Source organism: Sporolactobacillus caesalpiniae (assembly GCF_040513385.1).
Lineage (GTDB): Bacteria > Bacillota > Bacilli > Bacillales > Sporolactobacillaceae > Sporolactobacillus.
Genome location: NZ_JBEVCB010000002.1, coordinates 189746 through 210599 on the forward strand (window position 1 = coordinate 189746; position 20854 = coordinate 210599).

The window sequence follows — 20854 nt, forward strand, 5'->3', positions numbered from 1 at the left end:
TCATTGATTACTGCTCTCATCAAAAGTTCATGGTTTCTTTTACTTTGTTCACAATGTCTTTCTCATTCGGAAGCCATACATCTTCTGCCGCGGCAAACGGAAAGACCGAGTCCGGCGCAGTCACTCTTCCTACCGGCGCCTCAAGATAAAGCAACGCTCGATCGTTAATTTCCGCAATGACTTGAGCGCCAATACCCGCTTGTTTTTGCGCTTCCTGAACAACAACTGCATGATTTGTTTTCTTAATTGACGCTGTTATCGTATCAGTATCTAACGGACTGATTGTCCTGAGATCAATGACTTCACAATCAATGCCCTCTTTTTTTAATTGATCAGCCGCTTTCAAAGCAGTTCGAACCATTGCTCCATACGTAATAATCGATAAATCTTTTCCCGCACGAGCGATGCTGGCTTTCCCAATTTCTATTGTATAAGCTTCTTCCGGAACTTCTTCTCTAAATGAACGATACAGCTTCATATGTTCGAGAAAAACTACCGGATCATTGTCTCTAATTGCGGCGATCAACAAGCCTTTTGCATCATACGGATTAGACGGTATCACAACCTTAAGCCCAGGACACTGTGCGAAAAGTCCTTCAAGGTTATCTGCGTGAAGCTCGGGAGTTTTTACACCGCCGCCAAATGGCGATCGAATCGTGACCGGCGCATGATACACACCGCCGGACCGATATCTCAGTCTGGCAAGCTGCGAGGCAACACTATCCATTGCTTCAAACACAAATCCGAAGAATTGAATCTCCATTACCGGTCTATAGTTTTGTAAGGCAAGACCAAGCGCAAGTCCGCCTATACCCGATTCAGCAAGTGGTGTATCAAAGACACGCTCCTCGCCGAATTCATCATAGAGTCCTTCCGTGGCGCGGAACACGCCTCCGTTTTGAGCGACATCCTCACCAAAAACAAGCACATTTTCATCACTTCTAAGCTCGGTTCGCATTGCATCAGTAATTGCCTGGATCATCGTCAATTGTGTCATCGCTGATCCCCTTCCCGCGTACTGTATTCCTTCAGCTGCTCTTTAATGTTCTGTGTCGGCTTTTCGTACATATTGCCAAGTAGATCGGTAACCTTTTGCTTTGGGACACCATCCGCCTGTTTTAGAGCTTTTGCTACATCAGCTTTTGCTTGTTCCGCTGCTTGTTCCTCATCGTCATGCGACCAAAGTCCAAGCTGTTCCAAATAGAGGCGGAATCGAATGAGCGGATCCTTTTTCTCCCATTCTCCTGTTAACTCCTCTGTCCGATAACGTGTCGGATCATCTCCGGCCATCGTGTGTGGTCCATATCTGTAGGTCAAGGTTTCGATCAACGTCGGTCCTTTTCCGGCAAGCGCGTGATCACGCGCCTCTTTGGCAGCTGCATACACAGCGAGTGGATCCATGCCGTCAACTCGAATGCCATTAATTCCAGCGGCTGCCGCTTTTTGCGCCAACGTTTCTGCAGCCGTTTGTTTTTCAACAGGCACCGATATAGCAAATCGATTATTTTGGCAAATAAAGATTGCGGGAGCCTTATACACACCGGCAAAATTCATCGCTTCGTAAAAATCTCCTTGTGAAGTCGCACCATCTCCGAAGTAGCAGAAAGCAACTTGCGACTTGCCTCTTTTCTTCAATCCGAGCGCAACTCCCGCAGTCTGCGTACATTGCGCTCCAATAATAATCTGCGGCATCACCGCGTTAAGGTCTTTAGGATATTGTCCGCCTTCAAAATGTCCTCTTGAGTAGAGAAATGCTTTATACAGTGGAAGTCCATGCCAAACAAGCTGTGGAATATCTCTATATGAAGGCAGCAGCCAGTCTTTTTTGTCCATAGCGAATTCACTGGCAACCATTGATGCTTCCTGACCGGCAACCGGTGCGTAAAAGCCCAACCTGCCTTGTCGATTTAACGAAAGCGCGCGCTGATCCCAAATCCTTGTATAGACCATGCGCCGCATTAGTTCTCTTAATTGATCATTCGTCATTTCAGGATTTTGTTGATCATTCACAACATGCCCTTGTGAATCAAGAATACGTAACGTTGGAAAAAAGTTTTCAATCTGTCCAGAATAGTTCACAGGCAAGTCCCTCACCTCTTCCCACAAGTATGCGTGTTTGTTTATATTTTTAGTAAAGAGACATATGTCACTTAAGCGCTTTCAATAAAAAAGGGACACGCAAAAAACAGCTCGATACACAAAATACGCTTTTCGTATCCTTTTCCATACTAAACGCCCGCAAATAGGTATGCTGCGCGGTCAAAGACGTTTAAATGACCTTTACTGATTTTAGTTTATAATACCTCATTCAATGAAGTCAAACGTTAGAACCTGGCTGCCATCGTTGTCATCGTTTATTTCAAACAGGACAGTAAACATTGCGTTATTTTAATGATACACTAGAGTAAGAGATGAGGTGAAGCGAACTGCATCACCAGTTACTTTATTGAATGGTTGAAGGAGTGACTCAATACATGATTACAATGGACGATATTATTCGAGAAGGAAATCCGATACTGCGACAAGTAGCCAAGGAAGTTCCATTACCGGCTTCGGAGGAAGAAAAAAACACATTAAAAAAGATGCTTGAATTCCTCAAAAACAGTCAAGATGAAGAGGTCGCGAAGAAATTCAACCTGCGCGCAGGCATAGGACTTGCAGCCCCTCAGATTGCACTGAGCAAACGAATGATTGCATTATATTTGGATGATGAGAATGACAAGCATTATGAATACATGCTATTCAATCCCAAAATAATCAGCCATTCGGTTGAAAATACCTATCTTGAAGGCGGGGAAGGCTGTCTGTCTGTAGACAGAGAGGTTCCAGGCTTTGTTCCCCGTCACGCTCGAGTTAAAGTAAAGGCATTTGATATAGACGGAAAACCAGTAACTCTGCGCCTGAAAGGTTATCCGGCGATTGCCATTCAGCATGAGATTGATCACCTGGACGGTATTCTCTTTTATGATCACATCAATAAACAAGATCCCTTTAAAATACCGGATAATGTAATGGAAAAAGATACGTACTAAACCACCAAGAAACTGCCCCAAAGGCGTCAATGATAAACTTATTCTGTGCTTCGGCTGTTCGAAATCAAATGGCCGCTCCCCAGAATACCGCACCTGCATTTGCCTTATCATTATGCCGTTTTTCTCAACACATAAAAAGGGTGCCTCAAAATGGACTTTTGAGGCACCCTTTTTGCACGTAAATGTGTAGATTCAAGAAGAGCATTACTCCCCTAACTAAGGATTCGCGATATCAAGAATCCGGTAAAGCCAAATTTTCTAACAGGTTGCGTTAAAGTTACAGCAGACCTATATGCTTTAAACCATTATAAATTCCATCTTGGTGTACAGGAGTCGTCACAAAATCAGCTGTTTTTTTCGCCTCATCAACCGCGTTCCCCATTGCCACTCCGGTACCGACATAGGAAAGCATTTCAATATCATTATTTCCATCTCCAAAGGCACAAGCATCATCCGGTGTGAGACCCATTTTTTTCAGGAGCTGCTTAATTCCCTCTGCCTTTGATCCACGGTTAGGAATCACATCTACACCGTATTCATGCCAGCGCACGTACCTGAACTCATCGAATGGCGATTGCTGAAGAAAGCGTGCATCATCATGCTTTCCATAAAAAACCAAACCTTGGTATACCTCATGGTTTTCAATGAAATGCGCGTCAGTTTCCGGAAATGGCATGGGCAGCTTCAAACTTTCGATACTTTCCTTTGCCTTCTCATCTGCTTGCCTATCTAATTTAATTAATTGATCGTTTACAAAAGCAAACGACCAGCCCAACTCCCTTGTTCGCGTAACGAGCGCCTGCAAGGTGCTATCGTTTAGCGGGTTCGTGTACACCGTTGAATCTTCATAAACAACATAAGAACCATTAAAACTGACAAACGAATGAATGCCAAGATGATCTCTTAAATTGCGGAACATAAACGGTGAACGCCCGGTAGCAATTGCTGTCAGCACACCTTTATCCTGTAACCTATGTATCGCTTCCTCAGTCGAGGCCGGAATTAATTTGTTCTGATCATACAAGGTGTCATCAATGTCAAAAAAAACGATCTTCGGTTTTGCCAATCGTTGCATCCTCCCTTAGTTGAACGTCACTGGTCAACCCTGCCACTGGTTATTCTCACGGCATTGTCCTATAACCTTCATACTATTATATCAGTTCTATCGATTTATTTGGTTGTTCAGGTATTAATTTTTACCGTTTGTTAAAGCTAAATTTGATCTTTTGAAAAATATAGCACATTACAACTCTTGGCAGACAAATCATATGAATTCATCTGGAAACAGATCTTGGACAGTGAAAAAGCACGCCATTTCATATATAATGATCTGTAGAACATTTTTTTGGAAGGAGTTTGGAACATGATTTATAAAGTATTGTACCAATCATCAAGAGACGAGGTTCCGGTACGTGAGCAAACGGAGGCTCTTTATCTTGAAGCAAACGACGTTCGCGACGTTCGCCAAAAACTTGCAGACAAACCCTATAATGTTGAGTTTATTCAACCGCTGACCGGTAAATTCCTCGATTATGAGCAAAAGTCTGCCGAATTCAAACTGGAGAAGCTGTAACGTATGAAATTTGTGAAAAACCATCAAACGGCCGTTTTCTCTCTCGGCGGGCTTGGAGAAATCGGCAAAAACACCTATGCGGTTCAATTTCAGGATGAGATCATCGTTATTGATGCCGGCATTAAGTTCCCGGAGGATGAACTGCTAGGCATTGATTACGTCATTCCGGATTACAGCTATTTAGTAAAGAACGCTGATAAAATTAAGGGTTTAATCATTACACACGGCCATGAGGATCATATCGGCGGCGTTCCCTATTTATTACGCGCGGTTAATGTGCCGATCTACGCCGGAAAATTGGCAGCTGGTTTAATCCGCAACAAACTTGACGAACACAATCTCCTGCGCACAACGGTGATTCACGAGATCACCGAGGATGACGTCATCAAATTTCAGAAGACATCGGTTAGTTTCTTTAGAACAACGCATAGTATTCCTGATTCATATGGTGTCGTTGTTAAGACACCCCAAGGAAATATTGTTGAAACAGGAGACTTTAAATTTGATTTCACACCTGTTGGCGGACAGATCGCCAACCTCACAAAAATGGCTGAAATCGGTAAAGAAGGCGTCCTTTGCCTCATGTCGGACAGCACAAATGCTGAAGTTCCCGGTTTTACAATGACCGAGCGCGAAGTTGGCGAAAACATTAAAGATATTTTTCGTAAAGTGGACGGACGGATTATTTTTGCCACATTCGCTTCTAATATCCATCGTCTCCAGCAAGTTGTGGATGCCGCTGTAGCTACCGGGCGTAAAATTGCCGTTTTCGGAAGAAGTATGGAAGCTGCAATAACAATCGGAGAAGAGCTCGGATATATTAATGCACCGCAGGACACATTTATCGACCACCAACAGATTAACCATTTGCCAAATCAACAAGTGACCATTCTGTGTACCGGAAGCCAGGGTGAACCAATGGCAGCTTTGTCTCGAATTGCAAACGGCACCCATCGTCAAATTCAAGTACAACCCGGTGATACGGTAATCTTCTCCTCATCCCCTATTCCGGGTAATAAGGTCAGCATTAACCGTACAATCAATCAGCTTTACCGTGCCGGAGCGGATGTCATCCATGGCAAACTGAGCAACATTCATACGTCCGGACATGGTGGTCAAGAGGAAGAAAAATTAATGCTCCGTTTGCTAAAGCCAAAATTTTTTATGCCCATCCACGGTGAATACCGGATGCTTAAAAAACATGTCGAGACGGCACACGCATGTGGAATTCCATATGATCACTCATTTATCATGAATATCGGTGATGTTTTGGCGCTCGATCAAAACTCAGCGAAAGTCACCGGTAAGATTCCATCTGGATCTGTTTATATTGACGGAAGCGGAATTGGTGACATTGGTAATATCGTTCTCCGCGATCGGAAGATTCTTTCCGAAGAAGGATTGGTTATTGTGGTCGTCAGTGCGGACATCGACGCACACAAGTTATTAGCCGGTCCGGATATCATTTCACGCGGATTCGTCTATATGCGTGAATCAGGCGATCTCATTAACGAGGCGCAAACCCTGCTCGCTTCTCGTCTCCAGGAAGTGATCCAGCGGGATTCCTTACAGTGGTCGGAAATCAAGGGTGAGGTAACAGATATTCTTGCACCATTCCTTTATGAACGGACACGCCGCAGGCCAATGATTCTTCCAATCATAATGGAAGTTGATGAAAAAGCGAACAAACAAGTGGAAAACAGTAAGTAAAGTGCAAATATCCTATTAAAATCAAAAGCACAGCGAGCCATTAACGGTTCGTTGTGCTTTTACTTTTTTATACAACAGAGAAACAATAGACACGTTTTCTAATTAGATTTTCGAAATGCTGCATTTCGCAATACGCCACGTCTCCTCATTAAGAGGAGAAGCGATAGCAACGTAGGTGCGGTAATTAATGTAATCAGGAAAAACCACCCTGACTGACCCCAGTTGGATAGTCGTGAATCAATCACTATATCCGGATAAACGAGAAACGGGAGATGTGTAACCGTATACCCGAAAAAAGCGAAAAAATATTGCAGCATGACCAATGTGAAAACAAACCGATAGTTTCTCAAGAATACGAGTGTCACAGCGACCAGCAAACAAATAAGTGAGAACATGAACAACCATGAATCGCCGAGCATTCGCAGAAAATGATCCGGATTCTGAAGCTCAATCCCCAGAAAAACAAAACCACTTGCCAGCACCGTCGGCATACTCATAAAGAGTGCGATCGTTCTAAAATGATCCGTTAGTTCCCGATTTCTGATCGATGAGGCAAAACAAACAAGATGCATCGCACCTATGTAAAAAATACTGACAATAGCAATGACCATTACAGACCAAAAGTATAAATTAGAAAACATGTACGTAAGAAAATCGAAAAGACCTCCCGCCCCATAAATAGAAAAACCGCCTTCACTAATCACCAGCGTGATACTGAGCACCGTTGGAATAAAGATCCCCAATACACCGTTTCCGGCAAAAAAGAATTTGCTCGCCTTTCTTCCTTTTGGCAGAAGCTCAGCCATTGCAAAGAATGCACCTTTGAGAACTGTGAGAAGGATTGCGAGTACAGCACAGAACACCAATGGCGTTTGAAAGTTAAGAACAATCTCGGGAGATAAACCGATCACAACTGTAAAAATAAGAACAAAGCCAATATTTATAAGCTCTGAGACTGGTGACAGCCAATTTTGAAGCGGCATATAAAGACGCTCTTGTTTTATAAGAAGTTGTCCATAAAACAAATAGAAACCCGTTCCGAATTCAATTGATGCCGTGATCATATACCCGTAAATAATAATCCACAGGGTGATCATAATCAATTGTTGCACCATGACCTGCTCTCTCCAATCTGCGGGCTCTCCGCACTATTGCGGCACGCATAACTATTATACCAAAGAACGATCCGGCATTCTCAACTCAATGAATGATACAAAGTACTGCAATGATAAAAACATCAATTCTTGTTCAGCCGTGTGCTCAATAGAAATATTAATTATGATACTCCGTCGAGAGCATTGTACTGACTGAGCACCAAATCAAAATACCTGCCTTGCAGCTCCATTAGTTGCTGGTGAGTACCTTTTTCAACAATATCTCCCTCGTTCAGTACAACAATTTGGTCTGCATCTCGTATCGTGGATAAACGATGAGCGATGATTATGGATGTTCTCCCTCTCAATAATTGTTTCAGCGCTGTTTGAATAACTGCTTCCGTCTCTGTGTCTATGCTTGCCGTTGCTTCATCAAGAATGAGAATTTTCGGATCTGAGAGCAAGGCTCGCGCGAAAGAAATGAGCTGCCGCTCACCAACGGAAAGAATATTGCCTCGTTCTTCTACCTCAGTAAGATAGCCATTCGGAAGACTTTGAATGAATGTGTCCGAGCCAATTGCCTTTGCCGCCTGAATAACCTCCGCATCAGTCGCGTCCGGGTTACCAAAGCGAATATTATCCATGATTGTTCCAGAGAAAACATAGGTCTCCTGAATCACTGTTCCCACACTTGCGCGCAATTCACGCAAATCAAGATCGCGCACATCGATACCATCAAAACGAACGGTACCCGCAGTCACATCGTAGAAGCGACTAATCAGGTTGGCAATCGTCGTTTTTCCTGACCCTGTGTGTCCAACCAGAGCCCAAGTCTCTCCTGCCGGAATATGAAATGAAATTCCTTTGAGTGCTTTTCGTTTGCCGGTATAGCTGAATTCCACGTGATCAAAATCGATCGTACCGCGCACATTTTTCATGCTCGTTCCATCTTTTTTAGTTGGAACACTTGGCTGTTCATCCAGAAATTCAAAAATTCGTTCCGATGATGCCATAGCAACAAGTAGTTGATTATACACTTGACCAAGACGTGAAATCGGCCCCCAAAACATACCAAGATAAAAAGCGAAGGACACAAAAGTTCCGATTTCAATCGAGTTCTGATGGATAAGAAATGAGCCAAACCAGATTAAAATTGCTGATCCAACTGCATTGGATAGATCGACAAATGGCCGAAACATCGCATTTTTTCGTGAGGCCTCTTTCCATGCTAAAAAGTTCTCCGTGTTGACTCCGTTAAAATAAGCTCTGTTCTCTTCTTCTTGAGTAAACGATTGTGTCACACGTATTCCTTGAATACTCTCATTTAAATGGGAATTCAACTTTGACATTTTCATACGCACTTTTTGCCATGCACGGCGAATACTGCGCCGCAACTTCGTTGAGATAAAGAACATCAACGGAATGACAATCAAAACTGCGATTGCAAGAGGTGGACTGAGCACAAACAAAATCACAAAAATACCGATCAGGGTAACACTATCCATCAGAGTATTGATAACCCCGTTGGTAAACAAGTCTTGCATTGAGTTGACATCGTTAATGATACGAACAAGAATTGAACCAGCCGACCTCGAGTCAAAAAATCGGTGAGACAGATATTGAATGTGATTAAATAAACTCTCCCGCAAATCATGAATCACATACTGACCCAGTTGGTTTGTCGTCCGAATTCTGTACCAATTGCTGACAAATGACAGCCCATATAACAAAGCGGTTATTGCGACTAGCCAGTAAAGCATGTTGTAATTTTTTTCGTCAATCGCCTGATCAAACGCATAAACGCCAATTATAATCGGAATAATGAGTCGAATAACTGTCGTAACAACCATAGCCGCGACTGCCTTCGGAATCAGCGTCTTTACATAGGGACCTAAATAGTTAAAAAGTCGAAGCAGCTGCTTCCAATTGAATGGTTTTTCAATCACCCGGTCCTCCGGATAGAAAAATCGTTCTTTTCCCATTTCGCTCTTCATCACTGATTCCTCCCCGGACGTGCGACTTGCTGCTTTATAAAATCACGATCCTTAAATTGAATATCATAGATTCTTCGATAAATACCATCATGGCGGACTAATTCATCATGGTTTCCACGTTCTTTAATTCGGCCATGTTCAAGTACAAGGATTTGATCCGCCATCTGCACGGATGAGATTCGATGGGCAATGATGAATGTTGTTCTGCCCTTCATCAATTCTTTAAATGCCTTTTGTATTAATCCTTCAGTACGCATGTCAACTGCACTTGTTGCGTCATCCAAAATTAAGATGCTTGGGTTGACAAGCAGAGCTCGAGCAATCGAAATGCGCTGCTTCTGACCACCTGATAGTCCCATTCCTCGCTCACCAAGAACCGTATCATAGCCGTTCGGCAGCGTACGAATGAATTCATCTGCTTCAGCACGTTTTGCCGCCTGCACCACTTCTTCCATCGTGGCTTTCGGCTTTCCATAAGCAATATTATCCCGAATGGTTGATGAGAAAAGGAAATTTTCTTGCAATACATATCCGATATTCTTCCTGAGAGACTTCAAGTCGTAAGATTTAACCGGGCAGCCATCGATGCGAACTTCGCCGCCAGTCACATCATAAAAACGTCCGATAAGCTGAGTAATACTTGATTTTCCTGAACCTGTAGCTCCCATTAAACCGATAACATTCCCCGGTTTTGCTTCAAAGCTAATCTGTTCAAGTGCAGGCACTTTTTCATTTGGATAAAGAAGAGATACTTTTTGAAAAACAACATCTCCGTCAAGACGCTCCTTTTGAAACGCATCTTTTGGAGTCGCAATATCACTTTTTTCGTCAAGAATTTGAAGCAGGCGCTCTCCGGAAGCCTTCGATTGTGAAAAAGTATTGATCATAAATCCAAGACTCATTAAAGGATCCATAATGTACCAGACAAGGCTGAAAAAAGCGACCAGTGCCCCTGGTGCTAGATGTCCGGATATAACAAAATAGCCGCCAAGTGCTAGTATGAAGACCGTACTTATGTTTCCAATAAGTTCCATTAGCGGAAAATATTTTGCCCATATATCAGCGGTTACCAAGTTTCTCGTTCTGTATGTTTGATTACTTTCTGAGAAACGGTTTATTTCAAAATTTTCTCTGCCTAGCGATTTAATCGTGTTCATGCCGCTAATATTTTCTTGGACACGTGTATTCATGCTTGCCAGTGACAGCCGAATTTTACGAAATGCAGGGTGAACTCGCCTGTCAAAGCGAAAAACACTCACACAAAGAAAAGGAGTCATCGCCAATGTGACAAGTGCCAGTTCCCAAGAATAATAAAACATGAGTGCAATGCTGAATCCAACCAAGACAACAAAATTAACAAGTTGCGTAAATCCTGCAGACAGAAAAAAACGGAATCCTTCAACATCGGCTGTCAGTCGCGACATCAAATCTCCGGTTTTCGCACTGTCGTAATAGTGATAAGGAAGATATTGTAGTTTCTTATAAAGTGCCTCTCTCAAGTGAAAAACTGAGCTGACACCGAACATATCGCCCCAATATTGACTATAGTAACTTGAGAACCCTTTAACAGCCATTATAAGTACAAAGCCAATAGATAAAATCGGAATAAGCGAAATGTTCCGACGGATAATTGCTTGATCAATGGTCAGCTGCAAAACAATCGGATACACGATTGTGATTGCACTGCTGAGAATGAGAAATAACAGAGATCCAAACAAATACTTTCTGTCTGGCCAATAAAATGGTTTCAGCCTTTTGAATATATTCACTGTACAGCCCCTTCCCCCTATTATTCCGCTTTTAGAATGTGGAACAATTCTTTATGTATGATCTTGCAGTACCCCCCATTTTAACAGATTGAATGCAGACAACAAGTCTTTCGCTCCTCGCATGACAGATCTTATCTGTGATCATTTTTAATTTTCATCCAGAGTTATTGATTTAAATTGATCAAAAAAACTGTCTTTACGAAGTCTTGGGCAAAGGCAAGTAACAGAGGTGTCTCTAATCATTCCAGCGAAAATTTTACCTTCCTTCACATATGACTGGGCAGTCAAAAGTTCTAGGCTCTTAAGAAATCATTAATTCGTCCTGTAACTCAGGTGTTTCCTGCTTTTCTCGAATTATTTGCGTTATGGCTAAATGCTGATTTCGGGCAAACCGTTGAAAAATCGTCTGACGTAAATGAGCCATAATGGTTGCTTCTGAAGCTGCTCCCTTGGATGGGGTTCGTAAAAAGCGAAAAAGATTCTTTTGTCTCTTCGTGTCATGACGCAACGCAATCATCTGAAGCAAGCCCATCGCGATGCAGTGGCACATCATGGATCCTTCAATCGCTTTGACCGTTTGAACAATCCGTTTTTGTGCGCGGTCTTCGGTTATGTGATCCAGCGGATCGGGTTCATCCGATTTGCGATAACGGTTCAGTTTGGGCATCGAACGGCTCCAAAAATGATAGGCAAAAGCACCGAGTGACTGTTTCATCGCTCGAAAAGTAGTTTCGGTGGTAAAACGCCAGGCATAAAGCCGGATGATGGCCTCCGGTTCTAAGGATTGATCCGTGCTGGCAAGAATCGAACGGCGTCCACCCATCACAACGAGCACAAAACGCAGTTCTTGATACAGTCCTTGCCCCCAAAGCAGATCAAGGCAGAGATAAGAGACCGTCTCTTTTTTCCCATAAAGAGACAGACGGGTCGTTTGAAACTGGTTCTCCTGCGTTTCAAACAGTGTGCTTACATGCACTTTGGTTCCTTTTTTCCGTGGACGTCCCCGTCCGCCCGTTTGAACGGGGTGTTCATAAGCCACGCAGGAGGTTTTTGCTTTCGTCACCAGATCCAGTTGCGTGCTTCCTTCCTGATTCCGTTGATTCAACCGACGAAGTGCAGGTACAGACAAGAAATAACGGTCAAGTAGAAACAACGCACGTCCCAGCACCCGAGCGGCTGAAAATCCTTGATCAATCATTTGCACCACGTGGGAGTCTTGATTTTCATCGCACGTTTCCCATTGACGAATCGTCTGGACACCATCATGAAGGCGAAGAAAAAGAGGTAGGCAGAACAACTTTCCAGCGTTTCCGATCAGGATGCCCACAGAACCCCAGAGATGTCCAAAGATGAAGGCGGACTTGGATACATCCTCGGACTCTTGAAACAATTTCTTCACAGCGGGCATGTAGCGGGCTTCTTTCGCCTGTTTGACGCCATCGCCAACGAGAACCACGGCGCCCGCTTCATGCTTGAGCGGCGCAAACTTGAGCACCACGCGCAGCCACTGTTGCCGTAGTTCGCTCAAAGACCATGCGGAAGAACGAAAGAAATGAATCATGGACTCATAACCCTTCGGGTTTAGGGACAAGTCACGAATCACCGAAGTGATTCCGAGACAGTCAGAACGTATCATCAAACCGATAATGATCACAACAAACCATTGAAACGTAGCGAATCTATGGAAACAAGAACGGAAGAACAGAAGTACAGAATCAATAAATTTTAACATGGCACTAGTCAATCGCGAAGGAACACGATAGAATAAGAACTACGATAACCCTTGGCGATTTTATCCTCTCTTTTGTCGTAGAAATAGAGGATACCATAAAATCCCATTTAAGGGTTATCCTTTTGTTTATTCACACAGAACTTTTCACTCTCCAGACATATGAAAAAACAGGACAAATTGTCCTGTTTATCAAAAGCAGTTATTCTGCCGATATTTATTATTTGGTTCTGATATTTTCCGAATCACACGTGCAGTGTTTCATCACCAGGGTGCCAGTTTGCTGGGCATAGTCCGCCGGATTGCAGTGCTTGAAGAACACGCAATGTTTCGTCAACATCACGACCGATATTGTTGTCATTGACAACTGCGTAACGAAGATCACCTTCAGGACTTATGATAAACAAGCCTCGAAGTGCAACACCTTCTTCAGGGATAAGCACACCGTACTTTTCTGCAACTTCGTGAGTGTGATCAGCCGCAAGACTGAAGTTAATTTTGCCAATGCCGCCTTCTCTTCTCGAAGTCTTCATCCAAGCTTGGTGTGTGTAGATTGTGTCACAGGAACAACCAATTATTTCCGCACCAAGATCTTGAAATTCTTCATAACGGTCACTAAATGCCGTGATTTCAGTCGGACATACAAAAGTGAAATCCATTGGATAGAAGAAAAAAATCGTCCACTTTCCAGCTTTAATGTTCTCTTCCAAATTCGCTTTACCGAATGAACCATCCGCATTGACACTGTCAAGGTTAAATAAAGGAGCCTTTGCACTTACAAGACGTTCTACCATATTTCGATAATACCTCCTAAAAATTAGCTTCTTTCCTCATGGAACATGAGGCTATGTCACTAATTATAGTATCACAATTAATTTAAGTCAATATCAAATGATAATTAATTTAAATTAATTATATACATTGATATAAAAGACTATTAATCATAAAAACAGGATATTATATTATCATTTAGAAATAATTTTATCAAATAATACGCTTGTTAAAATCATTTCTCCCCTGTCACTTATTAATGATAGCACGTAACTACCTGATCTCCCATTAATACGCTTGGCAGCAATTCACACAAAAAAAAAAGAAACCGGAACGAAAAACTCTTTTCGTTCCGGAGGATTGACTCATTCATTCTATTTTGTTTAACTACCTTCTCTAATATACGCGCTGACCACCTTAACCCCTTGAGCAAGCGCTGCTTCATCAGGTTTAAAATCTGCCGCGTGCAAGCTTGATGTTTTACCGATGCCTAGCCAAAACATGAATCCGGGTAATTCTTTCAAAAAATAGCCGAAATCCTCACCTGCCATCGCATCATCGCAAATGACATACGGGAAATCTTTATCCTTGCAAAAGCAAATGAACGGATCAACGTATTCCTTACGATTGAATACTTGGTAATAATTTGCTCCGTAATCAATCGTTCCCTTACATTGGTAGGCGATTTCAATCGCTTTAACTTGCCGTTCAATATCATCTTTAATCAGCGCCATGGTGTCTTGACTTAGCGTTCTTATCGTTCCTTCAACACGGGCGTGTTCAGCAATGATATTCTGCTTAAATCCACCGGTGATTTTTCCAATCGTGAGTACGGCGGAATGCAGCGGATTAACCCGGCGCGCGACAATTGTCTGAAGCCCGACTATAAAATGGCTGGCGGCGACAATTGTGTCATGTGTTAAATGAGGACTTGCAGCGTGACCGCCTTTACCATTGAAGTCAATGAAAAGCTCAGAAGTATTCGCAAAAAGAATCCCTTCTTTTGTGGCGACCGTACCTGCAGGAAACTCCGGTGACACATGCAGCGCAAAGATTAGATCCGGTTTCCATGTTTTGAATTCGTCACTCGCCATCAATGGCAATGCACCGCCAGGTCCTTCTTCAGCCGGTTGGAAAATGAATAGTGTATCTTCTTTTACCGGATGCAGCACAATATTCTCAAGAGCGCCCAGCGCAATTGTCATATGAAAGTCATGACCGCACGCATGCATCTTCCCTTCATGCTTGGATTGAAAATCGTATCCAGTATTTTCTTTGACCGGAAGTCCATCAATATCTGTACGAAAACCAACAAGCTTCGAAGGATCGGTTCCTGATACATGAACAAGCAATCCGGTCTTCCACTTTTTCATTTGGATCCGATCTTGAGGCAGCCGCTGAATCTGTTCTAATAGAAACGCCTGTGTCTCCACCTCTTCAAAGCCGAGCTCCGGAATCTGATGCAAAGCACGTCTGATCCCAATATAGTCCATGATTGATCCCTTCCCATTTTGCGAGCAATCACCCGTATTTATTATAGCTGACGCAGTTCTTGCATTATTTCTGTTTTCGAACGCGTCTTCTCATCAATCTTCTTAAGAACACGGGCCGGTGCGCCAACGACAACTGTGTATTCCGGAACGTCCTTGGTGACAATCGCTCCGGCGGCAACAACCGCACCTTTTCCAATATGTACACCTTCTAGAACAACTGCGTTAGCGCCAACAAGAACATCATCCTCAATAACAACCGGTTGTGCGGATGGTGGTTCAACAACACCAGCAAGTACCGCACCAGCACCTATATGGCAGTTTTTTCCTACCGTCGCGCGTCCGCCAAGCACTGCGTTCATGTCGATCATCGTTCCTTCGCCTACAACAGCGCCAATATTAATAACAGCACCCATCATGATAACCGCTTGCTTGCCAATCTCAACTTTCTCACGGATCAGCGCACCTGGTTCAATACGCGCTTCAATGCCTTTCAAGTCAAGTAATGGCACCGCAGAATTTCTGGCGTTGTTTTCAACTACATAATCGCTAATTTTGTCTTTGTTTGCTGCAAGAACCGGTTCAATTTCTTGCCAATCGCCAAACAGGGTACCCGCTTGTCCACTAATAAATGTGTGAACATCTTTACCGAATGACAAAGATGTCAAATCACCCTTTATGTAAACTTTTACCGGTGTTTTCTTAACACTGTTTTGTAAAAATGAAATAATTTCATACGCATCCATCTGCTTCATGAACGTTCCTCCTAATTGTCATTTCATTGCTATATTATCTAATTTCACGAGAAAAGTCTATGTTTCACCAGGTTTACAAACGCAAGAACTTGATCAAGGTGAAGTGCCTCTCGATCGTATAAAAGCCAATTCTCGCGGACAATCGGCTGATTTTGATGATCGAGCAGTAAAATCTTGTTCACCGTATCTCGTTCTGTGAGACTGATCGACGGCAGAACCGCATAACCAATTCCGTGCGTGACCATCTGTTTGCACGTCTCAATCTGATCCACCATAATCGTGCGAACAGGCAGTCTTAAATTTTGCGAATGCCACCAATTCTGAATGATTTGATCATATGACGAGTCACTGCGAAATTGGATATAAGGACGTTCCTCATTCTTCAGTTCTTCTAATGTGGCGATCTTCGAATCCACAAAATTTAGCGGGTCGGAAAACAGATATACCTTTCCTCCACCCCACTTTGGCGTACCGCGTACGATCGCAGCATGGCAATCCGCCCGATACATCTGCTTCAAAATTTCGCTCGACCAACCCGTTGTCAGCGAAATCTTTACGAGCGGATGAGATTCAACAAAAGTTTTCAGAACATCAGGAAGCCAATATTGACCATTCACTGATGAGACCGCCAGTTTCAGTGTCCCATGGATTTCCGACTCATGCGCCTGAAGCTCAGCGCGAGTCTCCGCCGCCCGTTCCAGCGTTTCACGTGCGAAGCGTTCAACGAGTTCACCTTCTGCAGTTAATACCACGCCGCGTTTTGAACGTACAAATAATTGCGTATTCCATTCACGTTCAATATATTGGAGCCTCTGGCTTAGGGCGGGTTGGGATACAAAGAGCCGTTCGGAGGCTTTTCGCATATTACCTTCGTCGGATAATATAGTGATCAATTCAAGGTCTGACAGCTTCATGCATATTCCCCTCCTGTGTTTCATTATAGATTGTAATATGCAAAACGACTACTTTTGATAGAGCCTTCGTTCATTTAGTAGACAAAAAAAGAGGACATGCTATAATAGATTTAATATTGGTAGTTTATACAGTGTCGGGAGGGGCTATGTGTTCATGTCTGAATTTCCAGTGGTATGTATATCCCAGGAAATTAGTACCGTTTATTCAAAAAATATAGAGAAGAAAAGACAGGAATTATTAAATACCGCGAAACATTATGGTCTGTATGCCGAGCAAACATTGCGGTGTAGTCAAGAACTTGATCTATTGATTATTGAAGTACAGGAAAAGCATTCACCATCACTTGAGAGTGCACAAATATAACAAAGTTGTTACACCTATTGATCAATAATGTTTCCGGCCAGTGGCCGGTGATCATTTTATTATTTTTTTATTCCCCTTCTTGTAACCGCTTTTATGCAAAACTTTCACCACCTGTTAGAGAGCTTGGGGTCGCCAAGTCTCTAGCACAGGCGAATCCTTAATTGCATTTTTACTTCACTTATTCTTTTATTTTCTTACCAAAATATTGAACTTGTACTGGTTTGCGCTAATCGATAACTAATTAACCGTCCGTAAAAATGTGTCAGAGTTACATACTCAATCCAGTAAATAAAAAAAAAGCCCGTATAAGCGAGCTCATTAAAGAATCCAGTTTAATAAACGATAAATGACAGCAGAGACAAGTGCGGTAAAAGGTAAGGTAATCACCCATGTAATCAGAATATTTATAGCCATTCCCCAATTCACGCCCTTGACACGTTCCGCTGAGCCAACGCCCAAGATCGAGGAAGTGATGACATGCGTCGTACTGACAGGAAAATGGATAAAGGTAAAACCAAAAATGATCGTAGCTGAAGATAGGTCAGCTGCCGCTCCATTAATCGGTTGAATCTTCATGATTTTGCTGCCTACCGTATGAATGATTCGCCATCCTCCAACAGATGTGCCCATCGCCATGGCCAATCCGGCAGCGATACGCACCCACATTGGTATTTCAACCGCCGTGAGATAATTCGATGCTACTAATGCCATAGTAATAATACCCATCGTTTTCTGTGCATCGTTCGTGCCGTGCGCGAATGATTGAAGAGCGGCGGTGAATATTTGAAATATTCTAAAATGCCTATTGGTCTTCGCCAAAGAGAAATTGTGAAAAAAGAGTGTAAAAAGCTTCATTACTATGAAGCCGATTGTTATCGCGGCAATTGGCGAGAAAATTAAAGCCTCGAAAATCTCAATAAACCCTTCATAATTTAACGCACCAAAGCCAAGTGCCGATATACCTGATCCGGCCAGTGAACCGATGATCGCATGCGATGAACTGCTCGGCACTCCCAAAAACCACGTGGCAAGGTTCCACAGGATCGCTGTTATCAGTGCAGCCATCACAATGATTAATCCCGTCGTTTCATCTTTAATAGAAAAAGGATCAATGACTCCTTTACTAATTGTCTGAGCAACTCCGGTAAATGTAATTGCCCCCAGAAAGTTCATTGTTCCTGCCAGAATAATCGCAGCACGAGGTCGCAACGCACGTGTAGAAACAGACGTGGCAATAGTATTTGCTGTGTCATGAAAGCCATTAATGAAGTCGAACATAAACGCTAAAAATACAATCATCAGCGTCAACGCAAACAAACTTTCCATGATTATAAAACCCTTTCCGCGTAAAAATGAATGCGTGAATTCTGTATTGCCTGTTATTCTTCATAAAAATAACCGATACAAAAAATAGTCGTACCAAAATTCGTTAAAATACTACCGTCAAGCGTTACGCATCATGATTGTTTCAAGAGTATCTGCGACATCTTCACAACTGTCCGCAACACTTTCAAGCATTTCGTATAATTCTTTGTACTGAATGATTTTAATTGCATCTTTTTCATTTTTAAAGAGACTTGTAATGCACTTCACAAGCAAATCATCGCATTGTGTTTCGTAATCATTAATTTTGATCACACTATTGCGAATGCCGGAAAGATTTTTTTTACTCATCAGCGTAATCGCTTGATTAATTTCTTTACATGATTCATAGAGGATACCGACAAATTCAACCATGAATTCATCCGCGTGAGAGATACCATATATTTCGAGTCTCATCGACCATTCTTCAAAGCCATCTAATACATCGTCCATTTTCATTGCCAGTTCAAGAATATCCTCACGCTGCAGCGGTGTGACAAAGGTTTTGTTCAAGGCAATAATGAGTTCGTGAACATAAGAGTCACCCTTACGTTCATAATTTTTCATTTTTCGGGAAAATTCGTGTAGGTCAGCTTCATTCTTAATTTTGCTTTCATCAAAGAATTTTGCAGCATCCTCCAAATTCAGTGAAATAATTGAAAGCATATTCAAAAACTTGTCATTTTTCGACAAAAAGTGCACAAAGTCCACCTCTCCATATCATAATCAAAATTCTTTTGTCAGCTGTACCAAATAGGATTCTAAGCCTTGTTCAACTGAAAAAGAGCCCAAACTCCATTCTAACAGAACACAGTAGATTTACAATCTGTTTTCAACTTGTTAAAAAAAGATTAACATATTTTTCGACTTGTTTCACATGCATAGTCACAAAAATTTATTTGAGTGGAAGTTGTTGATAATGACACCAATGTCGTTTATAATAACGACATTGGTGTCATTATATTTTTTGGAAATGAATGATATGTCAGCTAATTTTTGGAAACTCCTTTCAGGGCGCGCACTCAGTACAATTGGAATGAGCCTGTACAACGTTTCACTGATTTGGTACATCTACCACCTTACTCAAGATACTTTTTACACTGGTCTAGTTAGTTTTCTTGCACTCGCCCCCATGATGTTTCAATTCCTGGTTGGTCCGCTCGTTGATCGGATGAATAAAAAGAGACTGCTTTGGACGACCGAACTCGGTCAAATCGTTTCGGTGGTCATCACTTACGTTATGTTTACCACGTTTTGGCACTCTGCCGCAGCGCTCATCATACTTACGCCGGTTGTTGCTGTTTTAGGTATGTTCAGTAACCCTGCGGAAATGTCTTTGATTCCGGAATTTGTTCAAGAAGGACAGTACGCCTCAGCAAATGCTCTGATGAACGTGAGTTATCAAGCATTCACCATCATTTTCACTAGTCTGGCAGGAATTCTGATCGTCTTTATTTCACCCTTAACGCTCTATCTTTTGTCAATTCTTTTCAATGGTTGCAGTATCGTCTGCTTTCTTTTGATTAGAAGAACAATGAAAATCCAAAAGGAACCTGATAAATCAGCAGATCTGAAGAAAAAATTCAAAGAGTATTGGAATAATCTCACTTCCGGATTAAAAATGGTATCTGGTTCCTTTATTATCCAATTTATACCGGCGACTATTATTGCCAATCTGGTCTTCGGAATGCTCAATGCCACATTGCCCGCTTATGCAGCAGGACGCGGCGGCGCACAATGGTATGGCTTTTATCAATCAGCGGAAACAGTCGGAATACTTATCGGCGCAGCTGCTGCCCCATTAGTAAAAAAATTTATGTTAGGAAAGCTGGTTATTTGCGGGTTTTTCTTATCTGGAATCTCATGGCTGATCTCTTATTTTACATCATTGAACAGTCTGTCGCTTATCCTATACGCTGCTAGTCTGGTTCCAACTGGCATGACAAATATTCTTTTTGTTTCAGCGTTGCAGAAGGCTGTTCCGCAAGAACATTTGGCACAAATCTATACCATTATGATCAGTGCCGGCGGATGTGCCATGCCGCTTGGATCATTATTTGGCGGACAAATCGCACATCTATGGGGTGTCGGTCCTATTTTCATCAGTATTGGGGCAAGTCTCTTATTTGTTTCTTTATATTGGCTCGCTCTGCCGATCTTGCGCCGGATGCCTGAACCAGACAGACTCGGCACGGGAACATATAGCCTTTAATTGAGCGAAACACGTACCGGTGATATGCAAAGCTCATGATCGATGGAGAATTGATTGTGATATACTGAAAAAAACAGGAGGTATG

The 20854-nt window shown here is 42.5% G+C and carries 18 protein-coding genes; 5 read left to right on the plus strand and 13 right to left on the minus strand.

The genetic code is table 11. The annotated features are described in order from the left end of the window. Positions 1–19: 19 nt before the first annotated feature. Together ABWW58_RS04380 and pdhA are read right to left on the minus strand one after the other, a co-directional pair. Positions 20–997 carry an alpha-ketoacid dehydrogenase subunit beta gene (locus tag ABWW58_RS04380; RefSeq protein WP_353868009.1) on the minus strand — a complete coding sequence of 326 codons (978 nt, stop codon included), beginning with the start codon at positions 995–997 and terminating at the stop codon, positions 20–22. Then, positions 994–2094 carry a pyruvate dehydrogenase (acetyl-transferring) E1 component subunit alpha gene (pdhA, locus tag ABWW58_RS04385; RefSeq protein ID WP_445783412.1) on the minus strand — a complete coding sequence of 367 codons (1101 nt, stop codon included), beginning with the start codon at positions 2092–2094 and terminating at the stop codon, positions 994–996. Before pdhA ends, ABWW58_RS04380 begins: the two co-directional genes overlap by 4 nt. A gap of 380 nt (positions 2095–2474) precedes the next feature. On the opposite strand from pdhA, the gene def reads away from it, so the two are divergent. Next, positions 2475–3032: a peptide deformylase gene (gene def, locus ABWW58_RS04390; RefSeq protein ID WP_353868010.1), complete on the plus strand. Its 558-nt coding sequence runs from the start codon at positions 2475–2477 to the stop codon at positions 3030–3032. Positions 3033–3309: 277 nt separating this feature from the next. On the opposite strand, the gene ABWW58_RS04395 is transcribed toward def, so the two are convergent. Next, positions 3310–4098 carry a Cof-type HAD-IIB family hydrolase gene (locus tag ABWW58_RS04395; RefSeq protein ID WP_353868011.1) on the minus strand — a complete coding sequence of 263 codons (789 nt, stop codon included), beginning with the start codon at positions 4096–4098 and terminating at the stop codon, positions 3310–3312. A gap of 297 nt (positions 4099–4395) precedes the next feature. Between ABWW58_RS04395 and ABWW58_RS04400 the strand changes: the two genes are divergently transcribed. Both ABWW58_RS04400 and rnjA read left to right on the plus strand, forming a co-directional pair. Then, positions 4396–4605 carry a DNA-dependent RNA polymerase subunit epsilon gene (locus ABWW58_RS04400; RefSeq protein WP_353868012.1) on the plus strand — a complete coding sequence of 70 codons (210 nt, stop codon included), beginning with the start codon at positions 4396–4398 and terminating at the stop codon, positions 4603–4605. Positions 4606–4608: 3 nt separating this feature from the next. Next, positions 4609–6315, plus strand: a complete 1707-nt coding sequence (rnjA, locus tag ABWW58_RS04405) for a ribonuclease J1 (RefSeq protein WP_353868013.1) — start codon at positions 4609–4611, stop codon at positions 6313–6315. 98 nt (positions 6316–6413) lie between these two features. Here rnjA and ABWW58_RS04410 read toward each other — a convergent pair whose 3' ends face one another. The 8 genes from ABWW58_RS04410 to ccpC form a co-directional block, all read right to left on the minus strand. Continuing rightward, positions 6414–7430, minus strand: a complete 1017-nt coding sequence (locus ABWW58_RS04410; RefSeq protein ID WP_353868014.1) for a cytochrome d ubiquinol oxidase subunit II — start codon at positions 7428–7430, stop codon at positions 6414–6416. A gap of 161 nt (positions 7431–7591) precedes the next feature. Continuing rightward, positions 7592–9403 (minus strand): ABC transporter ATP-binding protein, encoded by a 1812-nt coding sequence (locus ABWW58_RS04415; RefSeq protein WP_353868015.1) that lies wholly within the window; start codon positions 9401–9403, stop codon positions 7592–7594. Continuing rightward, a complete protein-coding gene (locus tag ABWW58_RS04420; RefSeq protein WP_353868016.1) occupies positions 9403–11172 on the minus strand; it encodes an ABC transporter ATP-binding protein in 1770 nt (589 codons plus the stop codon). Before ABWW58_RS04420 ends, ABWW58_RS04415 begins: the two co-directional genes overlap by 1 nt. A gap of 301 nt (positions 11173–11473) precedes the next feature. Then, positions 11474–12904, minus strand: a complete 1431-nt coding sequence (locus tag ABWW58_RS04425; protein WP_353867738.1) for a transposase — start codon at positions 12902–12904, stop codon at positions 11474–11476. A gap of 242 nt (positions 12905–13146) precedes the next feature. After that, positions 13147–13695 carry a peroxiredoxin gene (locus ABWW58_RS04430; protein ID WP_353868017.1) on the minus strand — a complete coding sequence of 183 codons (549 nt, stop codon included), beginning with the start codon at positions 13693–13695 and terminating at the stop codon, positions 13147–13149. Positions 13696–14055: 360 nt separating this feature from the next. Continuing rightward, a complete protein-coding gene (locus ABWW58_RS04435; protein ID WP_353868018.1) occupies positions 14056–15165 on the minus strand; it encodes an N-acetyldiaminopimelate deacetylase in 1110 nt (369 codons plus the stop codon). Between the two features lie 41 nt (positions 15166–15206). Then, on the minus strand, positions 15207–15917 hold the full coding sequence (gene dapD, locus ABWW58_RS04440; protein ID WP_353868019.1) for a 2,3,4,5-tetrahydropyridine-2,6-dicarboxylate N-acetyltransferase: 711 nt from the start codon (positions 15915–15917) through the stop codon (positions 15207–15209). Positions 15918–15961: 44 nt separating this feature from the next. Continuing rightward, a complete protein-coding gene (gene ccpC / locus ABWW58_RS04445; protein WP_353868020.1) occupies positions 15962–16831 on the minus strand; it encodes a transcriptional regulator CcpC in 870 nt (289 codons plus the stop codon). 154 nt (positions 16832–16985) lie between these two features. On the opposite strand from ccpC, the gene ABWW58_RS04450 reads away from it, so the two are divergent. After that, the gene (locus tag ABWW58_RS04450; protein ID WP_353868021.1) at positions 16986–17195 is read left to right on the plus strand and encodes a Spo0E family sporulation regulatory protein-aspartic acid phosphatase; all 210 of its coding nucleotides are present in this window, start codon (positions 16986–16988) and stop codon (positions 17193–17195) included. Positions 17196–17513: 318 nt separating this feature from the next. On the opposite strand, the gene ABWW58_RS04455 is transcribed toward ABWW58_RS04450, so the two are convergent. Next, complete coding sequence (locus ABWW58_RS04455; protein ID WP_353868022.1) at positions 17514–18521, minus strand: inorganic phosphate transporter; 1008 nt, start codon at positions 18519–18521, stop codon at positions 17514–17516. Between the two features lie 117 nt (positions 18522–18638). Then, complete coding sequence (locus ABWW58_RS04460; RefSeq protein ID WP_353868023.1) at positions 18639–19259, minus strand: DUF47 domain-containing protein; 621 nt, start codon at positions 19257–19259, stop codon at positions 18639–18641. Positions 19260–19539: 280 nt separating this feature from the next. Between ABWW58_RS04460 and ABWW58_RS04465 the strand changes: the two genes are divergently transcribed. Then, positions 19540–20769 (plus strand): MFS transporter, encoded by a 1230-nt coding sequence (locus tag ABWW58_RS04465; RefSeq protein WP_353868024.1) that lies wholly within the window; start codon positions 19540–19542, stop codon positions 20767–20769. The last annotated feature ends 85 nt before the right edge of the window (positions 20770–20854 follow it).